Source organism: Actinocrinis sp., assembly GCF_035938995.1.
GTDB lineage: Bacteria > Actinomycetota > Actinomycetes > Streptomycetales > Catenulisporaceae > DASZGI01.
In genome coordinates, this window is the sequence record NZ_DASZGI010000175.1 from 1 (window position 1) to 21,777 (window position 21,777).

The 21,777-nt window shown below is 70.3% G+C and carries 15 protein-coding genes; 7 read left to right on the plus strand and 8 right to left on the minus strand.

Annotation, left to right across the window (positions count from 1 at the left end):
• Both VGZ32_RS12660 and VGZ32_RS12665 read left to right on the plus strand, forming a co-directional pair.
• Positions 1-238: helix-turn-helix transcriptional regulator (locus VGZ32_RS12660; RefSeq protein ID WP_326886166.1), on the plus strand; the 238-nt coding region annotated here is incomplete at its 5' end.
• A 180-nt stretch (positions 239-418) separates the two neighbouring features.
• On the plus strand, positions 419-3,619 hold the full coding sequence (locus VGZ32_RS12665; protein WP_326886167.1) for an AfsR/SARP family transcriptional regulator: 3,201 nt from the start codon (positions 419-421) through the stop codon (positions 3,617-3,619).
• 82 nt (positions 3,620-3,701) lie between these two features.
• Here the strand turns inward: VGZ32_RS12665 and VGZ32_RS12670 are convergent, their stop codons facing one another.
• Positions 3,702-5,504 (minus strand): glycosyl hydrolase family 18 protein, encoded by a 1,803-nt coding sequence (locus VGZ32_RS12670; RefSeq protein WP_326886168.1) that lies wholly within the window; start codon positions 5,502-5,504, stop codon positions 3,702-3,704.
• A 236-nt stretch (positions 5,505-5,740) separates the two neighbouring features.
• Here VGZ32_RS12670 and VGZ32_RS12675 point away from each other — a divergent pair, with 236 nt between their 5' ends.
• A complete protein-coding gene (locus tag VGZ32_RS12675; RefSeq protein WP_326886169.1) occupies positions 5,741-7,204 on the plus strand; it encodes a PQQ-binding-like beta-propeller repeat protein in 1,464 nt (487 codons plus the stop codon).
• 34 nt (positions 7,205-7,238) lie between these two features.
• Here VGZ32_RS12675 and VGZ32_RS12680 read toward each other — a convergent pair whose 3' ends face one another.
• From VGZ32_RS12680 to VGZ32_RS12695, 4 genes are all read right to left on the minus strand, one after another.
• The gene (locus VGZ32_RS12680; protein ID WP_326886170.1) at positions 7,239-7,655 is read right to left on the minus strand and encodes a PPOX class F420-dependent oxidoreductase; all 417 of its coding nucleotides are present in this window, start codon (positions 7,653-7,655) and stop codon (positions 7,239-7,241) included.
• A 240-nt stretch (positions 7,656-7,895) separates the two neighbouring features.
• Positions 7,896-10,025, minus strand: a complete 2,130-nt coding sequence (locus VGZ32_RS12685) for a transglycosylase domain-containing protein (RefSeq protein WP_326886171.1) — start codon at positions 10,023-10,025, stop codon at positions 7,896-7,898.
• A gap of 232 nt (positions 10,026-10,257) precedes the next feature.
• Complete coding sequence (locus VGZ32_RS12690) at positions 10,258-11,793, minus strand: ATP-dependent DNA ligase (protein ID WP_349263583.1); 1,536 nt, start codon at positions 11,791-11,793, stop codon at positions 10,258-10,260.
• Between the two features lie 68 nt (positions 11,794-11,861).
• A complete protein-coding gene (locus VGZ32_RS12695; protein ID WP_326886173.1) occupies positions 11,862-12,524 on the minus strand; it encodes a TetR family transcriptional regulator in 663 nt (220 codons plus the stop codon).
• Positions 12,525-12,648: 124 nt separating this feature from the next.
• On the opposite strand from VGZ32_RS12695, the gene VGZ32_RS12700 reads away from it, so the two are divergent.
• From VGZ32_RS12700 to VGZ32_RS12710, 3 genes are all read left to right on the plus strand, one after another.
• Complete coding sequence (locus tag VGZ32_RS12700; protein ID WP_326886174.1) at positions 12,649-12,819, plus strand: hypothetical protein; 171 nt, start codon at positions 12,649-12,651, stop codon at positions 12,817-12,819.
• A complete protein-coding gene (locus VGZ32_RS12705) occupies positions 12,806-13,141 on the plus strand; it encodes a hypothetical protein (RefSeq protein WP_326886175.1) in 336 nt (111 codons plus the stop codon). Before VGZ32_RS12700 ends, VGZ32_RS12705 begins: the two co-directional genes overlap by 14 nt.
• Positions 13,142-13,203: 62 nt before the next feature.
• Positions 13,204-14,493 carry a D-arabinono-1,4-lactone oxidase gene (locus tag VGZ32_RS12710; RefSeq protein ID WP_326886176.1) on the plus strand — a complete coding sequence of 430 codons (1,290 nt, stop codon included), beginning with the start codon at positions 13,204-13,206 and terminating at the stop codon, positions 14,491-14,493.
• 50 nt (positions 14,494-14,543) lie between these two features.
• Here the strand turns inward: VGZ32_RS12710 and VGZ32_RS12715 are convergent, their stop codons facing one another.
• The 3 genes from VGZ32_RS12715 to VGZ32_RS12725 all read right to left on the minus strand — a co-directional run bounded on the left by VGZ32_RS12715 (position 14,544) and on the right by VGZ32_RS12725 (position 19,341).
• Positions 14,544-17,171, minus strand: coding sequence for a hypothetical protein (locus tag VGZ32_RS12715; protein ID WP_326886178.1), 2,628 nt, complete (start codon positions 17,169-17,171; stop codon positions 14,544-14,546).
• 212 nt (positions 17,172-17,383) lie between these two features.
• Entirely contained in the window at positions 17,384-18,028 is a 645-nt protein-coding gene (locus tag VGZ32_RS12720; protein ID WP_326886179.1) for a response regulator transcription factor, read from the minus strand.
• On the minus strand, positions 17,992-19,341 hold the full coding sequence (locus tag VGZ32_RS12725; protein ID WP_326886180.1) for a sensor histidine kinase: 1,350 nt from the start codon (positions 19,339-19,341) through the stop codon (positions 17,992-17,994). Before VGZ32_RS12725 ends, VGZ32_RS12720 begins: the two co-directional genes overlap by 37 nt.
• A gap of 191 nt (positions 19,342-19,532) precedes the next feature.
• Here VGZ32_RS12725 and VGZ32_RS12730 point away from each other — a divergent pair.
• A partial coding sequence (locus VGZ32_RS12730) for an MMPL family transporter (protein ID WP_326886181.1) occupies positions 19,533-21,777 on the plus strand: 2,245 nt, incomplete at its 3' end.

Here is a 21,777-nt window from a genome sequence, read left to right on the forward strand (position 1 = left end):
GCGGCCCGTCCTGCTGCGGGGCGAGTCGCTCGAGGCGTACCGGATGCGGTGCATGATGCTCGTTCTCGCTGATGCGCGCCGCAGACGTGATTACACCCAGGAGATGGTCGGGGACCGCCTGGGCGTCAGTGCGTGGACGATTCACATGTGGGAGACCGCGCATCGCAATCCCCGGCTGCTGCGCCTCATCGAGTGGTGCGCCGTCCTGGATTGCCGACTGACTCTCATTCCGGTCTGACGCACTGGAAATCCCAACTCGGATACTGCATCGTTTTGGAGATTCCCTTACGCAAACGTTGCCGAAAAGGGCAACAACGCGCCTCCCGGTATCTATGGCCTCTGCGTCGCTACGGGGAGACAATGCCGGTGTACGTACCGCCACCACTGGGGCGTGTGGCGCCCCGCGGAGGGGAACCGGGTGGAGTTCCGCGTACTGGGGCCTGTCGAGCTTTGGATCGGTGAACGTCCCGTTGACCTCGGGAGCCGCAAGGAGCTGTGCGTTCTCGCCGCGCTCCTGCTCGCGGTCGGCCGCACTGTGTCAGCGGACTGGCTCGCCGAATGTGTGTGGGGCGAAGAGCAGCCGCCGTCTGCGCGAGAGACGCTCCAGGTCTACATCTCGCGCATCCGCAAACGGCTCCGGGACGCCGGCGCCGACGCGACGGTGATCAGCTCGACTCTGACGCAGGGATATCGGATCGCGGTCCCGGCTGACAGCATCGATCTGCGCCGTTTCGAATCGCTCGTCAAACAGGCCGACGGGCTCGCCGCCGCCGCTCCCGAGGCTGCGGTAGAGCTGCTGCGCGAGGCGTGCGCACTCTTCCGCGGCGAGCCGCTGGCCGGGCTGTCCGGCGAATGGGCCCAGGCGACCCGGACCAGCCTGGTAGAACGCGAACGAGCGGTGTCGCTCAGGCGGATCGAGCTCGAGCTGCGCCTTGGCCGGCACGACGGGCTGATCAGCGAGTTGACCGGGCTGACGGCGCGCGGGCCGGTGGACCAGAAGACCGTCGGCCTGCTGATGACAGCGCTTTACAACGCGGGGCGGACCGCCGAGGCGCTGGCCGCCTATAGAGACACGCGCGCCCGGCTTCGGGGGTCGCTCGGCTTCGAGCCGAGCCGCGATCTGCAGGACCTGCACCAGCGGATGCTGAAGGGCGATCCAGGGCTCGGTCCGGCACGAGAGGAGACGTCGCAGTCGCAGCCCGCGAATATCGCGACGGCTTCGGGAGCGGCAGCCGCCTCGACCGCCACGACCGACACGCTTGGACCCGATCAACGGCGCTTCGTCGGCCGGGATGAGGACCTGCGGACGCTGCTCTCCCACCTCGAGCACGACGCGCGGGCCGGGTTCTCAGCGCCCGTCGTCGTCGTGGACGGCATGCCGGGCGTCGGGAAGACGACGCTCGCCCTGCACGCCGCGCATCGACTGCGCGACAAGTACCCGGACGGAACTCTGCAACTGGGCCTTCGCGGGCACGACCCCCGCCAGGAACCGATGAAGCCCACCGAGGCTCTTGTCACACTGCTGAGCATGATCGGCCGGCAGTTGTCCGACCTCCAGCAGTTCAATGCGCAGGAGACGCTGTCGGCCCTGTGGCGCGCCCACACCGCGAGTCGGCGGATCCTGCTCCTGCTGGACGACGCGCACGACGCGGACCAGGTCAGACCCCTGCTGCCGACCTCACCCGGGTGCGCCGTCCTGGTTACCTCCCGCGCCCGGCTGTCGAGCTTGGACACCGCTCACGCGCACATGCTCGGCCCGATGCCCGCGGCCGAGGCGGCGCGCCTGTTCAGCGAGCACGTCGGAGCCGAGCGCGCCGACGATCCCGAGGCGGTCCAAGAAGTCGCGAAGCTGTGCGCGGATCTGCCCTTGGCCGTCGTGGTGGCGGCTGGGCATCTACGCTCGCGCCCGGCGTGGACAGTCCGCGACCTCGCGCAGCGGATGGCGTACACGCGCAACAACCCGGATGAGGGCGACCAACTCGGCCAGCCGGTGAACGCTGCCTTCGCGCTGTCCTATCGAGGTCTGGCTCCGGATCAGCAGCGGCTGTTCCGTGGCCTGGGTCTTCATCAGGGCACCGAGTTCAGTCTCCACGCGGCGGCCGCGCTGCACGGCGCCCCGGCCGCGGACACCGATCGCGCGCTCGACGTGCTCGTCGGCCAGAACTTGCTGGATGAGCCGGTGCGCAACCGCTATCGGATGCACGACCTCTTACGCGGATACGCCGGTCAGCGAGCGCACATCGAGGAGACCGACGAGGACCGGGATCTCGCGCAACGGCGGTTGTTCGACTACTACCTCTACGTCGCGGACCGAGCTGAACGCGTCATCCAACCCTGGCACCGCCGTAGCGCGCCGCTCGTGCACCACAAGCCGCGCGACATCCCTCGGCTCGCCGCCACCGACGAAGCGAATGCCTGGCTGGCCGCTGAGCACACCAATCTGCTCACCGCCATCCGGCACGCGGAGGCGCACGGCTTCCGGCGGCACGCGACCCAGCTGCCCGAAGTGCTCGGCCGGTACCTCGACCGGCAGGGCTACTGGAAGCAGGCTGTCGAAGCGCACGAGATCGCCCTCGGCGCCTGCTACGGACTCGGCAACCGGCCCGGACAGGCCAGGGCCCTGACAGACCTGGGCGGCGCGCACTGGCGGCTCGGCGATCTGGAGTCCGCCCGGGTCTGCGCCGAGACCGCGCTGGAGCTGTGGCGCGATCTCGGCGATCAGGCCGGCGAGGCGGACGCGCTGTTCCAGCTCGGGCGCATCCACTGGCACGCGCGGCGGCCGACCCAGGCCGAGAGCCGGTTCCGCGCCGCGGCCGTGCTCCGCGCCCGGCTGAACGACCAGCGGGGACGCGCCGTCGCCGATTACCACCTCGCGATCATCGTCTTCGAACTCGGTCGGCACGCGGAGGGCATCGTGCGCATGTCCGCCGCCCTCGAAACGGCGCGCGAGATCCATGACCTGGTATCCGAGCGCGACTGCCTGACGAATCTCGGCGAGATGCATCAGAGGCTCGGTCAGACCCGCGACGCCCGGCGCTGTTTCCAGCAGGCCATGACGCTAGCCCGGCTGCACGCTGACCCGCAGCGGTTGGCCGTCCTGGCGAACAACATCGGGGCCGTGTACAGCTCGACCGGAGACCACGCCGCCGCGCTCGATTGCTTTAACGAGGCGCTCGAGACGCACATGCGCATGGGAGACAGGCGCAACGAGTTCGACACTCTCGTCAACATCGCAGAGGTCTTCCGCGCGCTGGGACGGCTGACCGATGCGCTCGACCACCTGCAGCGCGCCAGCGCTCTGGCGGACAGCATCGGCGACCCGTTGCTGCACGCTCATGCCCGCCTTGCATCGGGCGCGGTGCTCGCACGGCAAGGCCGCCGGGACGAGGCATTGCAGTCGTACCGGACGGCGCTGGCCTTCGCGCGCAAAGCGGCCGCGCCGCTGGAGCGCGCGAAGGCTCACGAGCGGATCGGCGGTCTGCTCGCGGAGTCCGGTGAGGCCTCGATGGCGCGGACCCAATGGCGCAAGGCGCTCGCGTTGTACGAGGAGCTGGAGCTGCCGGAGGCAGACAGCCTCCGCGAGCGGCTGCGCGAGCCGAACTCGGACAAAGAACACTGACGCGGCCTCGTCTCGGGGCATTGCGCTCCGAGACGAGGCCGCGGTTCACAGAGGTTCAGCGGCTGGCGCCGGCTGCGTCAGCTCAGTTGATCGCGAAATCGTCCGCGTAGACGTTGCCCTGGGCGTACCAGCCGTGGCAGAACACTGTCACAGTTCCGGACGAGCCGGTGGTGAAGGGCACCGTGAGCTTCGTCCACGAGCCCGACGAGGTCCACGTGCTGGCGCTGGCGCCGCCGGTCACGCCGACGTACGCGTAGTTGCCCTGGACCCACGCGGTCAGCGTGTAGCTGTGGTTGGGCGACAGGTTGACCGCCTGGTCGATCTCACCGGTCTGGCTGTTGTTCGGGCTGATCTGCGCGGCGTGGCTGCCGGAGTGCACCGGGCTGCCGACCACGGCGTCACCCGGCTGGCTGGTCCACGGACTGAACGAACCGCTCTCGAAGCCGCCGTTGGTGAGCGACCCGCCGCCGGTGCCCGAGCCGTTCACGGTCAGGGTGAAGGTCGCGCTGTGGCTGCCGGACGCCGCCGAACCGGTCACCGTGATCGCGTACGTCCCGGCCGGCGTAGACGACGACGTGGTCACCTTCAGCGTCGACGAGCCGCCGGACGTGACCGACGCCGGACTCAGCGACACACTCGCGCCGGACGGGGCGCCGCTCGCCGACAGGCTCACGGTCTCAGCCGAGCCCGAGGTGACGGCGGTGCCGACCGTCGCAGAGGCCGACGATCCCGGGTTCACCGCCGCGGACGCGGGCGACACGGACAGCGAGAAGTCGTTGCCCGGGTTGCTGCTGCCGCCGGTGTAGGGCTCGAAGGTGTGGCTGAAGTACCACTGGCTCTGCGAGATCCCGGAGCAGTTGCCCTGGCCGCCGCTGCCCGGGCAGTTGCCGTTGTCGCGCTGAAGCGCCCAGAACGACAGCTCGTCGATTCCCTTGCCCACGGCCCAGTTGTAGACCGTGTTGGCGTCGGCGGTGGTGAAGGTCTCGGCGGCGCCGTAGTCGTCGATGCCGGGCATCTCGGTCACGCCGATCATGCCCCACAGCTGGGACGCGCTCTTCGACGGGTACAGCGAGGCGAGCTGGCTCTCCAGCCCGGCGGCCGCGGTCTCGGTGTCCGTCGCCATCTCGTGCGGCGTGCCGGTGTAGTAGTCGAACGTCATGATATTGACGACGTCGACGCGCGCGTTGTTGCTCACCGCGTTCTGCAGCACGGCGAGGCCGCTGGAGGCCAGGCCGGTCTGCGTGGTCGGCAGCGTGTACGAGAACTGGACGGTGTGCCCGGTGCTCGCGGCCCAGCTCTCCACTTGCGCGATCGCCTTGTTGCGCCGGTCGATGCCGGCGCTGTTGGTCAGCGAGTTCGCCTCGGTGTCCAGGTCGATCCGGGTGACGTTGTACGTGGTGACGAGGCTCTCATAGGCCGCCGCGATCGAGTTGACGTTGGTGCAGCTGTCCGCGATCTCGGTGTTCGTGGTGTCCGCGGTGTATCCGCCGAAGGACGGGATGACGTTGCCGCCCGCCGCCTGGATGCTGCTGATCGAGCTGCCGAAGGTGGAGGAGGAGACCGGCATGCTCGTGTCGCCGTTCCAGTCGACCGTGCACGAACCCGAGGACGGGGTCTGGAGGAACGCCATCGTCAGGTACTTGGCCCCGGACTCCTGGGAGAGCGTGGCCGGGTCGTCGCCGGTCCACGCCTCGAAGTAGGGGGCGAACACGTGCGTCGGCGTGACGCTCGCGGCGTGCGCGGCGCCGGCGCCTACGGCCAGCAGCCCGCAGGCGCCGGCGGCTGTGGCCAGCGCGGTCACTGCCGCGCGCAGCGGGCCGGCCGCGCGGAGGCTGCGTGAACCGGTGGCGGGCGATGTGCGTGTCGGGGCTGTGCGACGCTGCATATGCTGCTCCCGAGAGGCTGAATCGGCGAAATAGAGTGTGAAGATCCATGGGTAGGTAAACGCGATGTGGGTGGAACCTGGTCCGCCCGGCGTCGCCGTAGCCGTACGGAGTCAATGGTCCATGCCACTCCGCGCACCATAATTGGACTAGACCACACGGATGTCAAGAGGATTGGTAAAGCTAACTGACGAGCAACTTCGGGGCTGGCGAGCACGATTCCTGGGAGAGTGGAACGATGAAGCGGGGCTGGGAAAGCGGCAGCCGACGGCGCGGACGGACGGTCGCGACGACGGCCGGTGCGGTGCTGGGGATCGCCGCGCTGATCGGCGCATGCTCCGGTGGGAACCAGGGGGCTGCGTCCGCATCGCCGCCGGATCAGGGCGGCGCCACCGCGTCGGCGAATCAGCCCACGTCCACGCACTCGGTGACCCCACTCCCGGTCGATCCCGGCGACTGGACGACGTACAACCGCGATAACGCCCGTGACGGCGTCGCGGTCGGCCTTCGCCCGCCGGGCGCGCTGAGCGTGGCCTGGCGCACACCCCTGGACGGCGCAGTCTACGGACAACCGCTGGTGCTCGGCAGCCTGATCCTCGCGGCGACCGAGAACGACACCGTATACGGGCTCGACGCCACCACCGGGAAGGTGCTGTGGCACACCTCGCTCGGCAAGCCCACACCGAAGTCGACGCTTCCGTGCGGCGACATCTTCCCGCTCGGCATCACCTCCACCATGGCCTACGATCCCGCGAGCGGCGAGCTGTTCGCGGTGGGCGAGGTCGGCGGCCTCGGCCACCACACGCTGGCCGCACTGGATCCGTCGACCGGGTCGATTGTGTGGCAGACCGAGATCGAGGCGCCGCACGGATATCCTTCGGCGACCCAGCAACGCGGCGCGCTGACCGTTGCGTTCGGACGCGTGTACGTGCCCTTCGGCGGTCTCTACGGCGACTGCGGCTACTACAACGGGTCGGTCGTCTCATTCCCGGTTGCGGGTCCGGGCTCGAACGCCGCGGCGGTAGAGCGCTCCTACTCCGTGCCGACGCAGCGCGAGGCCGGTATCTGGACGCCGGGCGGTCTCGTGGTGAGCGGAAGCACGCTGTTCGCGTCCGTAGGCAACGGCGCGGCCGCGGGCGGCGCCTACGACGGAAGCGACTCCGTGCTGGCATTCACCGCGGATCTGACGCGCACCGGCTACTTCGCCCCGACCACCTGGGCCGCGGACAACGCCGGCGACTTCGATCTCGGCGCGATGTCGCCCGCGGTCGTCGGCGGCAACGTGCTGATCGTCGGGAAGAGCGGCACCGCGTATCTCCTGAGCGGCGACCACCTCGGCGGCGTCGGCGGCCAGATCGCGCAGAAGCAGGAGTGCCCGGCCTTCGGCTCGGCACCCGTGTCCGGCACCACGGTGTACGTGCCCTGTCCCACGGAGATCCGCGCGCTGTCGGTCGGCGCGAGCGGCATCACCGACCTGTGGCGTGCGTCCGTGAAGAACGCCTCGTCCCCGATGGTCGGCGGCGGGGCGGTCTGGGTCGTGGACTATGGAGACGGCATCCTGTACGAGCTCAGCCCGAGCGACGGCCATGTCGTGGCGCAGGTCTCGGTCGGGCCGACCACCCGGTTCACCGCGCCCACGCTGAGCGGCAGCAAGGCCTACATCGGCACGGTGGACTCCGTCGTGGCGGTGTCAGGGGTCTAAGGCGTACCGAACAGTCCCGGCGACCCGCGCGAATCTAGAGCGCGATCTCGGTCGCGCCGGTGACCCGGTCGAGGCGCAGGCGGCACAGCAGCTCGCCCTCGACTCCGTTGCGCCGCCCGTACTCCTCGGCGCGCCCGGCGGGCACGTAACGCTCGGCGATGCGCGTCGCCCAGTGCAGCAGGTCCGGCGCGTTCTCGGCGATGGTGACCGGGCCGCGCACCAGCACGAAGCCGTACGGGTATTCCTCGTCGTCGACACACAGCGCCGCGATCGGGTTGACCAGCAGCTGTCGGCCCTTGATGCTGTGGCGCGATGTGGTGAAGACCAGGTCGCGACCGTCGGCGACGAACCAGACGGGCGCGACGTGCGGGACGCCGGAGGTGGTCGAGGTGGCGAGCTTGCCGGTGCGGGTGCCGCGGGTCAGGAACGCGATCGCCTGGTCATCGTGCATACCTCCATGGTGGCGGGCGGCGGGGGTGGAGGCGCGCGCCATGGGCCGGGTGGGCGAACAATCCGTCGAAAGGATTGTCTGTGCGCCGTGTGGCGGGCGCCGTAGGCGCCGTGCGCGCGGCGCCCAACTGGCTCTTCGCTCCCCCACCGCCGCACCGAAAGATCGCATGGCCGGGACGCCTTAATCCAATCCCCGCCATGCGATCATTTGCTGCCGCCCGGTCAACCGAGTTGAGCCATCTCACTGCGGCTCGGGCGGGAAGCCGGTCGGGGCGGTGAAGTCCTCCACCGGCAGCGCGGACATCGCCTTGCGCATCGCCTGCTGCCAGATCGGCGCGGAGATCGTCGCGCCGAAGATCTGGCCGTAGTAGTACGTCCCGCCCACCGACATGTTGCCCATGTAGTCGCCCTTGAGGGTGTTCGGGTTGATGAAGCCGGTCCACACCGCCGTGGCCAGCTGCGGGGTGAAGCCGTCGAACCAGGTGGCGATCGAACTGGTGGTGGTGCCGGTCTTCCCGGCGGCCGGGCGGCCGATGCCGAGCCCGTCCGCCGTCGCGCCGGGCTGGGTGAGCACGCCGCGCAGGATGGCGGTCAGCTCGTTGGCGATGTTCGGGTCCAGCACCTGACGGCAGCTCTGGGCCTGGCCGGGGTACTGGCGCCCGGCGACGTCCGACACCCCGGTGATCACGTAGGGCTTGCAGTAGTTGCCCTGGGCGGCGATGGTCGCGTAGGCGGCGGCCATCTCGATCGGGGTGATCAGGTTCGTGCCGAGGGTGAAGGAGGGGAACTGGCCGAGCGGGGCGCCGGTGCCGTTGTCGTTGTCGATCGTCACGCCCATCGACTGGGCGATCTGCGCCGGGCGGCACACGCCGGTCTGCTCTTCCAGGGTCAGGAAGTAGGTGTTGACCGAGAACCAGAACGCCTGGTCGAGCGGCCCGCTGAAGCCCTGGTAGCTGTCGTTGTTCGGATGGTAGGTGTCGGGCCAGGTGACGTATTTCTGGCCGGGCGCGCAGGCGGCGATGCGGGTGCCGGCGTCGTCCATCGGGCTCGGAACGGAGATCACCTTGGACGGATCCCAGCCGCCGGTGAGGGCCGCGAGGCCGACGAATATCTTGAACGAGGAGCCGGCCTGGTAGCCGCCGCTGCCGTTGTGGGCGGGGTCGGCGGCCAGGTCGAGGTAGGTCTGTCCGGTGCCGTCGCCCATCGACTTGGACTGTGCGATCGCCTTTATCTGCCCGGTGCCCGGCTGGATCATCGCCAGCGCCGAGGCGACCCGGTCGGTCGGATACGTGTGCTGGGATATCGCGGTGTCGGCGGCGGTCTCGTCGGTCGGGTCCATGGTGGTGCGGATGGTCAGGCCGCCCATGTTCCACAGAGCGATCCGGTCCGCTTGGGTGGCGCCGTAGTCCGGATCGTTGACGAAGGTCTGGTAGACGTCGTTGCAGAAGAACGACGCCGATCCCTTCGCGACGATGCAGCCGTGCGCGGGGTTGGTCGGGTTCAGCCCGAGCGGCGTGGCCTTCAGGACCGCCGCCTGCTGCGGGGTGAGGTAGCCCAGAGTCGGGCTCGCCATGTCGTCGAGCACGATGTTGCGGCGGGCCAGGGCCTGCGCGGGATGCTGGAACGGGTCGTAGAGGGTCGGGCTGTTGACGATCGCGGCCAGCAGCGCCGCCTGGGTGACCGTGAGCTTGTCCGAGGTGGTGGAGAAGTACCGCTCGGCCGCCGCCTCCACGCCGTATGCGCCGTTGCCGAAGTACACCAGGTTCAGGTAGCGCTCGAGGATCTGGTCCTTGCTCAGCTGCTGCTCCAGCGCGACCGCGTATCTGAGCTCGGTGATCTTGCGGGAGAACGTGTCGGCGGTCGCGGCGTAGAGCTTCGACTTGTCCGTGCCGGCCTCGAGGATGAGCACGTTCTTGACGTACTGCTGGGTGATCGTCGAGCCGCCCTGGATGTTGCCGCCCTGGCTGTTGTGCAGCAGGGCCCTGATCGTACCCTTGAGGTCGACGCCGCCGTGCTGGTAGTAGCGGATGTCCTCGACGGCCACGAGCGCGTGCGGCATCACCGGGTTGATCTGCGACATGGGCACCACGACGCGGTTGCCGCCGAGGTCGTCGCTCCACGTGTAGGCGATCAGCGAACCGTCGTCGGCCAGGATCCGCGAGCGCTGCGGCAGGACCGGGGTCTGGAAGTCGGCGGGGAGGTCCTCGAAGTTGCCCGAGACGGTCTTCGCGGCGAGGCCCGCCGGGGCGAGCACGGGCATCGTCATCCCGGCGATCATCACCCCTGCGAGCGCGCTGACCACGACGAACGCTATGAGGTGCCAGACGAAGAGGGAGAAATTCCGGATTATGCCGCCACGCGCATTGCGCATGCGTGACCCTCCCACCGCATCGGTACGACCAGCCCTTGACCAGTATTCACCCGTGTGCGCTCCGTTGACCATGCGGGCTTACTACCCGGCGCCGTCGGTCCCGCACGGGGTGGTTTGCCTCCCTTGACGCCGTGATCGCGTTTTCGGTTCTTCGGTCGCGAAGCGAGGTGAAATCGGCCGCGGCGAAAGACTTCACACAGCCTGTTTTCGCAGCCCGCGGCGGCGGCCGGCGCTACTCCGCGGCGGCCTCTGACCGCCCGCCCGGCAGCAGCGCCCGGACGGTGTCGATCGTGTCCGCGTCGGCTGCGTCCTTGTCCGGGCGGTAGCGCAGCACCCTGGCGAAACGCAGCGCGACCCCGCCCGGGTAGCGCGGAGACACCTGCACCCCGTCCAGCTCGATCTCCACGACCAGCTCAGGGCGCAGGTAGACGGTCCAGTCGGTGCGGCGGGTCTCGTGCTTGGGGAACTCCTCGGTCTGCCAGGCCAGCAGCTCGTCGGTCAACCCCTTGAACGTCTTGCCGACCATGACCGGCGGCCCGCCGTCCGGGTCGCGCGCGCCCAGATGCAGGTTCGACAGCAGCCCGGTGCGTCGCCCGTGCCCCCACTCGGCGGCCAGCACGACCAGGTCGAGCGTGCGCACCGGCTTGACCTTCTGCCAGGCCCGTCCGCGTCGGCCCGCGGCGTATACGGAGCTGAGTGCCTTAACCATGACGCCCTCGTGCCCGGCCGCGAGCGCGTTCTTCAGCAGCGTCGAGGCGGCGTCCGCGTCGGGCCGTGTGACGCCCGGGATGACGTAGGGTCCGGCCACCCGGGCAAGCGCCTCCTGACGCTCGACGAGCGGCGCGTCAAGCAAGTCGACGCCGTCGAGGTGGAGGCAGTCGAAGAAGTACGGATGCAGTAGCAGGTCCCGCGCCGAAGCGGCCCCGAACCTGCTCATCGTCTCCTGGAACGGCCGCGGGCGGCCGTCGTCCGTCAGCGCCAACGTCTCGCCGTCGAAGACCGCGGACCGGCACGGCAGGGCGCGCACCAGGTCGACCAGCTCGGGGACGGCGGAGGTGATCTCCCGCAGGGTTCTGGTGTACACGCGCACGTCGTCGCCGTCGCGGTGGATCTGCACGCGCGCGCCGTCCAGCTTGTACTCGACGGACACCTCGCCCAGCTCCTCCAGCGCGTCCGCGAGGGATTCGGCGGGCGAGGCGAGCATGGGCCGCAGCGGCCGGCCGAGTTCGAGGCGGACGGCGGCCAGGGCTTCGGCGCCGCCGTGGATCGCGGCGACGGCGGTCTCGGGCAGCGAGCCGGAGAGCATGAACGCGCGCCGGACCTGTTCGCCAGGGACGTCGGCCGCCTTCGCTATCGCGTCCAGCATGACGCCCTCAAGCGCGCCCTGCCTCAGCTCTCCCGTCATCAGCCGGATCAGGAACTCCTGCTCGGCCTCGGTGCACCGGACGAACAGGGCGGCGAGCAACTCGCCGCGGCGGGCGGTCGACCCGGTGCCGCTGGTGTTCGCCACGGCGTCGAGCGTGGCGTCGACTTCGGCCACGCTGACCGTCGGCTCCGCCGCGGCGGGGGCGTCCAGCTTGACCAGGGTCCGCCAGCCCGCGCCGATCCGCCCCTGCAGCGGCAGCCCGACCAGGAACGCGGCCACGGCGCGCAGCTCCTGCGGCCCGGCGGCGCTGCGCACGAGGGCGGCGAGCAGGTCGACCTTCGCCAGCCGGGACCGGGTCGCGGTCACCGCGGCGGAGGCCTCCACGACTTCGGCGAGCAGCACAGTCTCCATGGTGGACCAGTGCACCGACAGCTGCGCGCCGGAAGTCGATTCCGGCCGGAGGCGCGGGCCTACGGCGTCTCGCGTCGCGGTCGCGGCGGGCGTGTCGGGTCGGGCCAGTGCCGACGACCCGCGGCGATCAGGCTGAGCTGGCGGCGCGCCGTCTCGGTCACCCGGCGCTCGGCCGCGGCGTCGTCCGGCCCGGCGTCGAGCAGCGCCGAAGCGGTGAGCAGCGCCAGATTGACATACAGCTCGCCGAGCATGCGCAGGTCGTCGTCGTTCCACTCGCTCAGCTCCGGCAGCGGTGCCAGGTCGCCGACGAGATCGCGCGTGAAGGCGTCGAGTTCCTCCGCGATGGCCGCGCGCACGGGCGCGACGCCGCCGTGGCGTTCGCGGGCGATGAACTGGAAATGGCCGCGCCGCTCGCGCACATGTGTGGCGATCACGTCCACCGTGCGGTCTATCACCTCGTCGGATCCGGCCGCCTCAGTCCGGACGGCGCCGATCATCGCGTGCAGGCTGCCGAAGGACTCGTGCACGAGCGCGACGCCGAGGTGGACGACGTCGAGGAAGTGCCGGTAGAAGGCCGCGGGCGCGATACCGGCTTCGCGGGTGACCTCACGCAGCCCGAGGCTGCTCAGGCTCTGTTGTTCGAGCAGCCGCAGCGCGGCGTCCAGCAGGGCTTGCCGGGTCTGCTGCTTGCGGGCGGCCCGGATGCCAGGAGTGTGGGCCATCTCACTCGGTAAACGACTGTTTGCTCATTCTGCGGAGTGTACTCTGGATTTCAGTGAACAAGTGTTACGGATTCCGGTTCGGCCGAGCGCACGGCGCCGCCGGACCGGTCGGGAGGAGGGTCCCGTGTTCGTCCTGTTGGCGGCGTTCGCCGTCCTCGCGTTCCTGATGGGCGCGGTCTCGTTCGTCACCGGTCCGGTCGCGCTCGCGATGCTAGCCGGGATCACCCTGTGGCTGGTCATCTTCGCCGGTCGAACCGCGATCGCCCGCCGGGGAGGTCACCATGGCTCCCGTTGAGGTCACCGCGCGAGCAGCAGACACTGTGCTAGCCGCAGGCAGTGCGCGCACTGACGCCGCTGCCCGGCGCGAGCGTGCGGACCGCGACGGCAAGGCGGTCGTCGGTTTCGTCTCCGGCCTGATCGGGCTGCTCGTCGGCAACCCGGTGCTCGGCCCGCTCGCGATCGTGCTCGCCGTGATGTCCCTGCGCGGCGGTACCCGGCGCCGCGGCCGCGCGCTGGTCGCCCTCGCGCTCGGCGTCGCCGACCTGGTCGTCTTCGTCGTGCTCGCGCTGCACTCCGCTTCCGGCCACGGCCTCAGCTGGCACTTCGCCGGGCTCTGAAGCCGAATGCAGTAGCGTCGTCGCGCAGGTAGTCCCACCGGCCAGGCAGGCGAGGCGCGCACGTGACGACAGCCGACTCCGCGAAGACGCTGAACTGGGCGCGGAACATCACCTTCAGCGCAGCACGCGTCCATCGACCCGAATCGCTGGACGAGCTGCGCCGGGCGGTGGCCGCGGCCCGTTCGGTGCGCGCACTCGGATCAGGGCACTCCTTCAATCGGATCGCGGACACGGCCGACACCCTGGTGAGCGTGGCCGGACTCCCGCGCGAGGTCACCGTGACCCCGGCGTCGCAGGCCGCGCCCGCCACCGCGCGGGTGTCGGCGGGTCTGCGCTATTCGGAGATCGCCGAGCCGATCCACGCCGCGGGCTACGCGCTCGCGAACATGGCGTCGCTCCCGCATATCTCCGTCGCCGGAGCGGTGGCCACCGGAACGCACGGCTCGGGAAACGCGCTGGGCAACCTCGCCACCGCTGTCAGTGCCCTGCGCATGGTCGGACCCGGGGGCGACGTGATCGAGCTCGGCCGCGCGTCCGATCCCGACCGCTTCGACGGCGCGGTCGTCGCCCTGGGTGCGCTCGGCGTCGTCACCGAGGTGGTTCTCGACCTGGTGCCGACCTTCGACCTCGCGCAGCACGTATACGTGGGCCTGCCGCTGGACGCTCTCGCGGCGCAGCCCGCTGCGATCTTCGCCGCGGCTTACAGTGTCAGCGTCTTCACGAACTGGCAGTCGGGCACCGCCGACGTCTGGGTGAAACAACGCGCTGACGCGACGCGGGAGCCCGCACCCGAACCGGCCATGCTCGGTGCCCTCCTCGCCGACCGGCCGCGGCACCCGGTCCCCGCGCAGCCGGCCGAGAACGTCACCGAGCTGGACGTGCCGGGCCCCTGGTTCGCGCGGCTCCCCCACTTCCGCCCCGAATTCACGCCGAGCAGCGGCGAGGAGCTCCAGTCGGAGTTCTTCCTCGACCGCGCCGCCGTGCCCACGGCGCTCGATGAGCTGCGGCGACTCGGCGACCGGCTCGCCCCGGTGCTTCAGATCTCCGAGCTGCGCACCATCGCCGCCGACGGCCTGTGGCTCAGCCCCGCGTACGGCCGTGACACCGCCTCGTTCCACTTCACCTGGATCGAGGACGCGGGCGCCGTCGACCCGGTGCTGGACGCCGTCGAGGAGCGGTTGCTGCCCCTGGGCGCCCGCCCGCACTGGGGCAAGGTCTTCCACGTGCCGCCCTCGCAGGTGTCCGCGATGTACGAGCACGCCGACGACTTTCGTGGCCTGATGCGTGCGTTCGACCCGGAGGGGAAGTTCCGCAATCCGTTCGTGGACGGCTTCTTCCCGCCGGAGGCTTGATCTCCGGCGGGCACGCCGACCGCTGGGGCGTGTCTAAAAAGAATCGCCGGTCAGCCGGTTCCCATCAGCTCGGACCGGCGCTCGGCCAGGTGGTAAGCCAGCGAGTGGCGGCCGACCTGGTGCAGCGCGGCGCTCAGGGCCTCGACGTCGTCGCGCGCGGCGCTCTGGGTGAGCATCGCCTCCACCTCGTCGACCGCGTCCTGGTCCGCGAGGCCGACGCAGAGCGCGATTATGCCGTCGATCGGCAGCGCCCGGGCCAGCCAGGCCACGTGGCGGTCGAGCGCGTCCCCGGCACCGAGCCGCCGGATCGCTTCGAGCACCGCGGCCGAGTCCGCGCGGCCGGTCAGCGCGGCCGTGGCCAGCACTCCCGTGCCGTCCCCGCCGGAGCGCCAGAGCTGGATGAACACCTGCGCGACGGCGTCCGGCGCGGCGCGCGTCCCGTAGTGGTCCAGCAGTGTGCCCGCGTCCTGCGGCAGCCGCGAGCGGGCCAGGCCGAGCGCCGCGGCGGCGACCAGATCGGGCGTGCCGTCGCATAGGGCTTCGATGAGGCGGTCCGCCTGCTCTGCTTGTCCGACCCCCCGCAGGTCCCTGATCGAGGTGACGAACTCGTGCGTCGGACGGTCGAGCAGCCGAACCGCGAACGGGTTGTGCGCGGCCGGTGCGAAAGCGGATCCGGTGCGGCCGGCCTGCGTGGCGAAGAACTTCGAGAAGGCGGTGATCGCGACGGCGACCTCGGTCAGCGGCCGGTTGATCAGGCCGCGTACGAGCAGGTCGACGTCATCGTGTCCGCCCGCCGCCCACAGCGCCGCCGCGACCGTCGCACAGAGCCCGGCATCGGCCGTGGCGGTCATGTCCAGCATCCGCGCCGCGTCGTTGTGCCGCTCCGCCGCGCGGAACTCGGCGAGCAGCTCGACCGCCATCGCGGGCCGTGCCGCGACCACCATGGCGAGCACCTTGCCCGCGTTCGCGGGCTGGCCGTGCCTGCGCAGGACGTCCATGTACGCCAGGGTGGCCTTCGCCGGGCGGCCGATCCCCGCGGCCGCGAACGCGCGCACCGACAGCGCGCTCTGGCGCCCGGCGTCCAGGTACGAGGTCAGCGCCTCGAGTTCGGGGTCCGAGAAGTTCGGCACGACGCGGTCGAGCAGCTGCCGGGCGGCGTCCGACAGCTCGACCAGCATGAGCGCGGTGGCCAGATACGCGATCATCGAGGGGAACGCGCCGGTCGTGTCGGCGGCGGCCACAAGGACGGCGGCCACACAGTCGTCCGCGCCGGCGTCGGCCATGCGGCGCATCAGGGCGGCGATCCGGTCGGCCGGCCAGTGCTCCGCGACCACGGGGCCGGCCTGCGCGTAGACCGCGTACGCGAACAGTCCGGCTCCGGCCGCGTCCAGCTCCTCGGCGAGGGCGAGGATCCGATCGGCCGACCACTGCCGGATCGCCGCCGTGAGCGCGGGCCGGCCCGGACCGGCCAGATCCGCCTCCAGCAGCGCGATCGCGAACGCGGGAATCGACGAGGACGCCGCGGCGCGCACTCCCGCCTCGGCGAGCAGCTGCGCGGTCTGGGCCTCGCAGCCGCGCACGGTCAGCGCCTGCGCCAGCAGGGCGACCTGGACCGGCGGGCGGTAGGCCGCCGCGGCGAGCAGCCGTCGGCACTCCTCGCTGTTGCCGAGCCGCAGCAGGCCGAGGGCGACTTCCGCCGGATGGTCCGCCGGGCGCGCGACGATCACGTCGAGCGCGAGGTCCGCCTCGCGCTCGCGCTGCTCGAGCCGCAGCAGGACCAGGAGCAGCGCGACCTCCGCGCTGTCGCCCCCGCCTGCCATCGCGGTCAGGAGCCGGTCGGCGGTGTCGTTCTCGCCGGACGCGCGGATCTCGCGCAGCCGCTGGGCGAACGCCGGAGCGGTGAGCGCGAGGTCCGCGGCGTCCTGCTCGCTCAGTTTCGGCTGCGATGAGGAGGCCGAGGGTTGGCTTTGACCGGTCGTGTACCTATTCGCAAAGAGGACAATCGGCCCGTGCGGTGTGGAATCCACCGTGCACCTTTGCTGTATCGGGCTGCTCTTAGTAGCCAATTGGCGACGGATGTGTTCATCGAGTACGGCGAAGGAAAGTTCTTTAGGGGCCTCCGGAAGCCCCTCTTCCAAGATATGCACCAGTTCGCCCGTAAATGCCGTATAGCGCTCGTTGATCGGCGCCCAGACGTCGGGCGCGGGTGCCGCGGCGGCGAGCAGCGTGATGCCGCTCCCGCCCGGCTCGTCGGGCAGCGGCGGCTGCGGCAGTACGTGGGGCGCTCCGAAGCCGCCCCAGCCGGGATAGAAGCAGTCGAGGACGACGGCGTTCGCCGCGGCCTTGCTGCGAAAGGCGAGCTCGGCGCGCAGGCTCTCGTAGTTCAGCTGGAGGCCGAGGCCGGTGAAGTAGACGAGCAGGGCTTCCGGCGTGCCGGCGGCCTCGCGCACGGCGTCGATGATCACGCGCGGGTCGGCCGGGTTGTACAGCACCGCGCAGTGTGCGGGTTCGATCCCCCATACGCCGGGGTCGGTGAGCAGCTCGGAGAGACGCGCGAGGTTGTTCGCCACCGCGTTGCTGTTCGCCGACGCGGACCATGACGACCGGTCCGACGGAGTAGCGTAACCGTCGATACCTATCAGGACCGCGCGCGACGTATGTTGATCGGGAAGCGCCATTGCCGATCCCCTTAGGCCGCTCTGCGTTTCACACATTGTGCGTTGCAGACGGCGCGCTTGCCATGGGCTTGCAGCAATTGGTAGCACGGAAACTCGGCAATCGCCTAGACAGTCAAGCAATTCGCAACCGTCGCCGGTTCAACGAACCCTCCGACCCAGGTCCGGCGGGCGCGCCCGCTGCAAAGATCGCCGGGTTTCCCCTAGGGGATCGTTCACCGATCGAGATACGCCAGCACCGCCAGCACCCGCCGGTTGTCGTCGTCGGAGGGCGGCAGATCGAGCTTCGCGAAGATGTTCGAGGTGTGCTTGGCCACCGCGCGCTCGGTGACGACCAGCCGCTGCGCGATCGCCGCGTTGGACCTGCCCTCCGCCATCAACCCCAGAACCTCCTGTTCCCGCGGTGTGAGGGCTGCCAAGGGCTCCGGACGGCTGCCGCGGGACAGCAGCTTGGCGATCACTTCCGGGTCCATCGCGGTACCCCCCGCCGCGACCCGCCGCACCGCGTCGGTGAACTGCTCGGCGTCGAAGACCCGGTCCTTGAGGAGGTAGCCGACCGCGCCCGTGCCGTCCGCGAGCAGTTCGCGGGCGTAAAGCTGCTCGACGTACTGGGACAGGATCAGCACCGGCAGCCCGGGAATCTCGCGGCGCGCCGCCAGTGCCGCTTGGAGCCCTTCGTCGGTGAAGGTCGGGGGCATGCGCACGTCGATCACCGCCACGTCCGGCCGGTGCGTGCGCAGCGCGGCCAGCAGGGCCGGGCCGTCGCCGACGGCGGCGGCGATCTCGAAGCCATGCGCGCCGAGCAGCCGGGACAACCCCTCCCTCAGGAGGTAGAGGTCTTCGGCGAGGACAACGCGCACGGAATCTCCAAGGTGACGGCGGTCGGCCCGCCGTGCGGGCTGGTCAGTGCCATGACTCCGTCGAATGTACCGATCCGGCGTTCGATCCCGCGCAGTCCGGTGCCGCGTTCCATGTCCGCGCCGCCCACGCCGTCGTCGGTGCAGGTGATCCGAAGCAGCCCGTCCTGGTGGCGGATGTCGGCCCAGAAGCGCTGCGCGTGGGCGTGCTTGGCGGCGTTGGCCAGCAGCTCGCAGACCGCGAAGTAGGCGGCCGACTCGACGGCCGGCTCGAGCCGGCCCGGCAGTTCCACCGAGACCTGTGTTGTCAGCGGGCTGTCTAGGGCGATCGCGCGGACCGCGTCGCCGAGCCCGCGATCGGCGAGCACCGGCGGGTGGATGCCGCGCACCAGCCCGCGCAGTTCGGTGAGCGCCTTAACGGAGGCCTCGCGCGCCTCGGCCAGCAGGGTCCGGGCGGCCTCCGGGTGCTCGTCGAGCAGCGCTTCGGCCGCGCTCAGGTTCATGCCCATCGCGACGAGCCGGGCCTGCGCGCCGTCGTGCAGGTCGCGCTCGATCCGGCGCAGCTCGGCGGCTTGAGTGTCGACGGCGTCCGCGCGGGTCTCGGTGAGGTGCTCGATCCGGCGGGACAGCTCGGCGCGGCGGGTCGGGGCCAGCAGTACGCGCGTCCACCGGGCGTGTACCCGGATGAGCGCCGGGGAGGCCCAGGCGGAGACCGGGATCAGCGCCGCGCCGAGAGCCGCCGGCACCCACCGCATCGGCTCGTTGCCTGCGTGCACGTGGACGAACATGTACCAGTCGTTGAAGCCCGCGTGAGTGAGCGTCAGCCACAGTGAGGTGATGACGATTCCGTATATCCCGTAGAAGGGCAGCGTCAGCGCGATCATCGCGAGCGCGCCGCCGATCGCCGGGTCGAGCAGGGTCCAGAGCAGGTCGCGCCAGGAGGCCGGGTCGGTCAGGATCCACCGGCACCGTTCGACCAGCCCCATCAGGCCCGGCTGGAAGCGGGGGCGGGGGCGGTACGGTTCGGGGATCTCCACGCCGCTCCAGTCGCGCGCCAGCCTGCGGGACTGGTTCGCCAGAGCCCGGGTCACCGCCATCCCGGCCGGCAGCAGTACGACACCGGCGCCGAGCAGCAGGAACCCGATCGCGTTCGTCAGCGTCACGCACAGCCCGATGTTCACGGCGGCGATCAGGGTGAGGACGAAGCCGCGCCACGGGCTGAGAACGGCACGCCGGAAGCAGGATTCGCGGACCGCCGGAGCGTAAGGCGTGCTGGTGCTGCTGCTAGCGCTGCTGCTGATGCTGGGGCTGGTCATGGGTCCAGTTTCGGCGCCGCAGCGCTCTCGCGCACGGGGCTTAGCCGCCCGATCCGGCGGTGTACCTACATACACCGTGTACGTAGGTACACCCTCAAGACGCCTACTAGCCGCATGTCAACGCTCCGCGACGGTCCGTAGCGTCATGGGGCAAGCCGGTGACCCGCACCGGATTGACCATGGGGGTTCTCGTGACTAGCAGACGCAACCTCGCCGCCGTGCTCGGCGGCTGGAGCGCCCGGCATCGCAAGGCGGCCGTGCTCGGCTGGCTTCTGTTCGTCGTCCTGGCGACAGTCGTCGGCGGAGCGGCCGGGCAGCGCCACCTCACCGACGCCCAGCAAGGCGCCCGGGACTCGGCCCAAGCGATGCAGATCCTGGACGACGCCGGGATCACCGTCCCCGCGGGCGAAATGGTGCTCGTGCACAGCGACCGGGCCACGGCCGCCGACCCCGCGTTCCGGGCGGCGGTCGAGTCCGTGCGAGCCGGGGTGCAGGCGACCGGCCAAGTCCAGAACATGCGCGACCCGTACGCCACCGGCCTCCTGTCGGCCGACCGGCACAGCGCACTGATCGAGTTCGACATGAAGGGCGACCCGACCACCGCAGCCGACCGCGTCCAACCCGTCCTCGACACCGTGGCAGGCGTGCAGAAAGCCCACCCCGACCTCACGATCGGCGAGTACGGCAGCGCCTCCGGGGAGAAGTGGGCGAACAGCACCCTCGGCCGGGACTTCTCCCGCGCCGAGTGGACCGCGGTCCCGCTGGCGCTGGGCATCCTGTTCGTCGCGTTCGGCGCGCTGCTCGCCGCGGTTCTGCCGGTGATCCTCGCGCTCACCGCGTTCATCGCCGCGCTCGGCCTGCTGGCCCTGGTCAGCCACCTGTCCCCGGTGGACCCGTCATCGAGCTCGGTGATGCTGCTGATGGGCCTGGCCGTCGGGGTGGACTACTGCCTTTTCTACCTGCGCCGCGAGCGCGAGGAGAGAAGGGCCGGCCGCGACCGCGAAGCAGCACTCCGCATCGCCGCGGCGACTTCGGGACGCTCGGTCCTGATCTCCGGAATGACCGTGGTCGTGGCGATGGCCGGAATGTACCTGTCCGGGATGCATATCTTCGAGGGCTTCGCCGGGGGCACGATCCTGGTGGTCGCGACCGCCGTGCTCGGCTCGGTGACGGTGCTGCCGGCCCTGCTGTCGATACTCGGCGACAAGATCGATTTCGGCCGCATCCGCCTGCCCCGCACCAAGCGCCGCGCCACCCACTCCGCCACTTCACCTTTCTCCGCCCCCTCCCCCTCCACCCCTCCCACCGCCTCGCTTCGCTCCCCCTCCCCGCGCACCAGCCGCGCCTGGAACGCCACACTCGGGAAAGTCCTGACCCGGCCCCGGTTCTTCGCCTGCGCCGCCGTCGGCTTCCTCATCCTCCTCGCACTGCCCGCGCTCGGCATGCACACCGCGAAGCTCAGCAACGACCAGCAGTTCCCCTCCAATACGCCCATCCTGCGCACCTACGATCAGATCACCGCTGCCTTCCCAAACAGTCCGTCCCCGGCAGTCGTCGTCGTGAAGGCCGCCGACATCCAGTCCCCGGCCGTGCAACAGGCGATCAGCGACCTGCGGCAAGCAGCCCTGCACACCGGTGAGCTCGGCGATCCCACCCGCGGCGAACCGATCACCGTCGCCGTGAACAAAGCTGCGAACGTCGCGCAGATCGATGTGCCGCTTGCCGGGTCGGGAAGCGACGCAAGGTCGATCCACGCGCTGAACACGCTGCGGGCGCTCGTGCCGCAGACCTTCGACGCGGTGCCCGGAACCGAGGCGCTGGTCGGAGGCGATCTCGCATTCGGCATCGACTTCAACAACCAGCTCAGCAGCTCGATCGTCCCAGTGTTCGTCTTCGTGCTGGCGATCACGTTCATCCTCATGCTGGTCGCGTTCCGCTCGACGGTCATCGCCGGAACCGCGATCGTGCTCAACCTGCTGTCCGTCGGCGCGACATACGGAGTCATGACCGCGGTCTTCCAGCACGGCTGGGGCGCGAGCCTGATCGGCACCCGGCCGGCCGGAGCGATCGAGTCGTGGCTGCCGCTGTTCGTCTTCGTGGTGCTGTTCGGCCTGTCGATGGACTACCACGTGTTCGTGGTGTCCCGAATCCGCGAGGCACACGATCACGGAATGACCACCCGCGACGCCGTGGCCCACGGCCTGAAGGCGACCGCAGGTACGGTCACCAGCGCCGCAGTCATCATGGTGGCGGTATTCGCGGTCTTCGGCACGCTCGAGATGCAGGACTTCAAGCAACTGGGAGTCGGCCTCGCCGTCGCGGTCCTGCTCGACGCGACGGTCGTCAGGGTGCTGCTCCTCCCCGCGGTGATGACGCTGCTCGGCGACCGCAACTGGACCCTGCCCCGCTGGCTGTCCTGGCTCCCCCGCCTGGAAC

Bases quoted from the DNA above. Each gene is read 5' to 3' on its own strand.
- VGZ32_RS12670 (WP_326886168.1), bottom strand. From the start codon at position 5,504: ATGCAGCGTCGCACAGCCCCGACACGCACATCGCCCGCCACCGGTTCA.
- VGZ32_RS12685 (WP_326886171.1), bottom strand. From the start codon at position 10,025: ATGCGCAATGCGCGTGGCGGCATAATCCGGAATTTCTCCCTCTTCGTC.
- VGZ32_RS12725 (WP_326886180.1), bottom strand. From the start codon at position 19,341: ATGACCAGCCCCAGCATCAGCAGCAGCGCTAGCAGCAGCACCAGCACG.
- VGZ32_RS12675 (WP_326886169.1), top strand. From the start codon at position 5,741: ATGAAGCGGGGCTGGGAAAGCGGCAGCCGACGGCGCGGACGGACGGTC.
- VGZ32_RS12680 (WP_326886170.1), bottom strand. From the start codon at position 7,655: ATGCACGATGACCAGGCGATCGCGTTCCTGACCCGCGGCACCCGCACC.
- VGZ32_RS12695 (WP_326886173.1), bottom strand. From the start codon at position 12,524: ATGGCCCACACTCCTGGCATCCGGGCCGCCCGCAAGCAGCAGACCCGG.
- VGZ32_RS12705 (WP_326886175.1), top strand. From the start codon at position 12,806: ATGGCTCCCGTTGAGGTCACCGCGCGAGCAGCAGACACTGTGCTAGCC.
- VGZ32_RS12715 (WP_326886178.1), bottom strand. From the start codon at position 17,171: ATGGCGCTTCCCGATCAACATACGTCGCGCGCGGTCCTGATAGGTATC.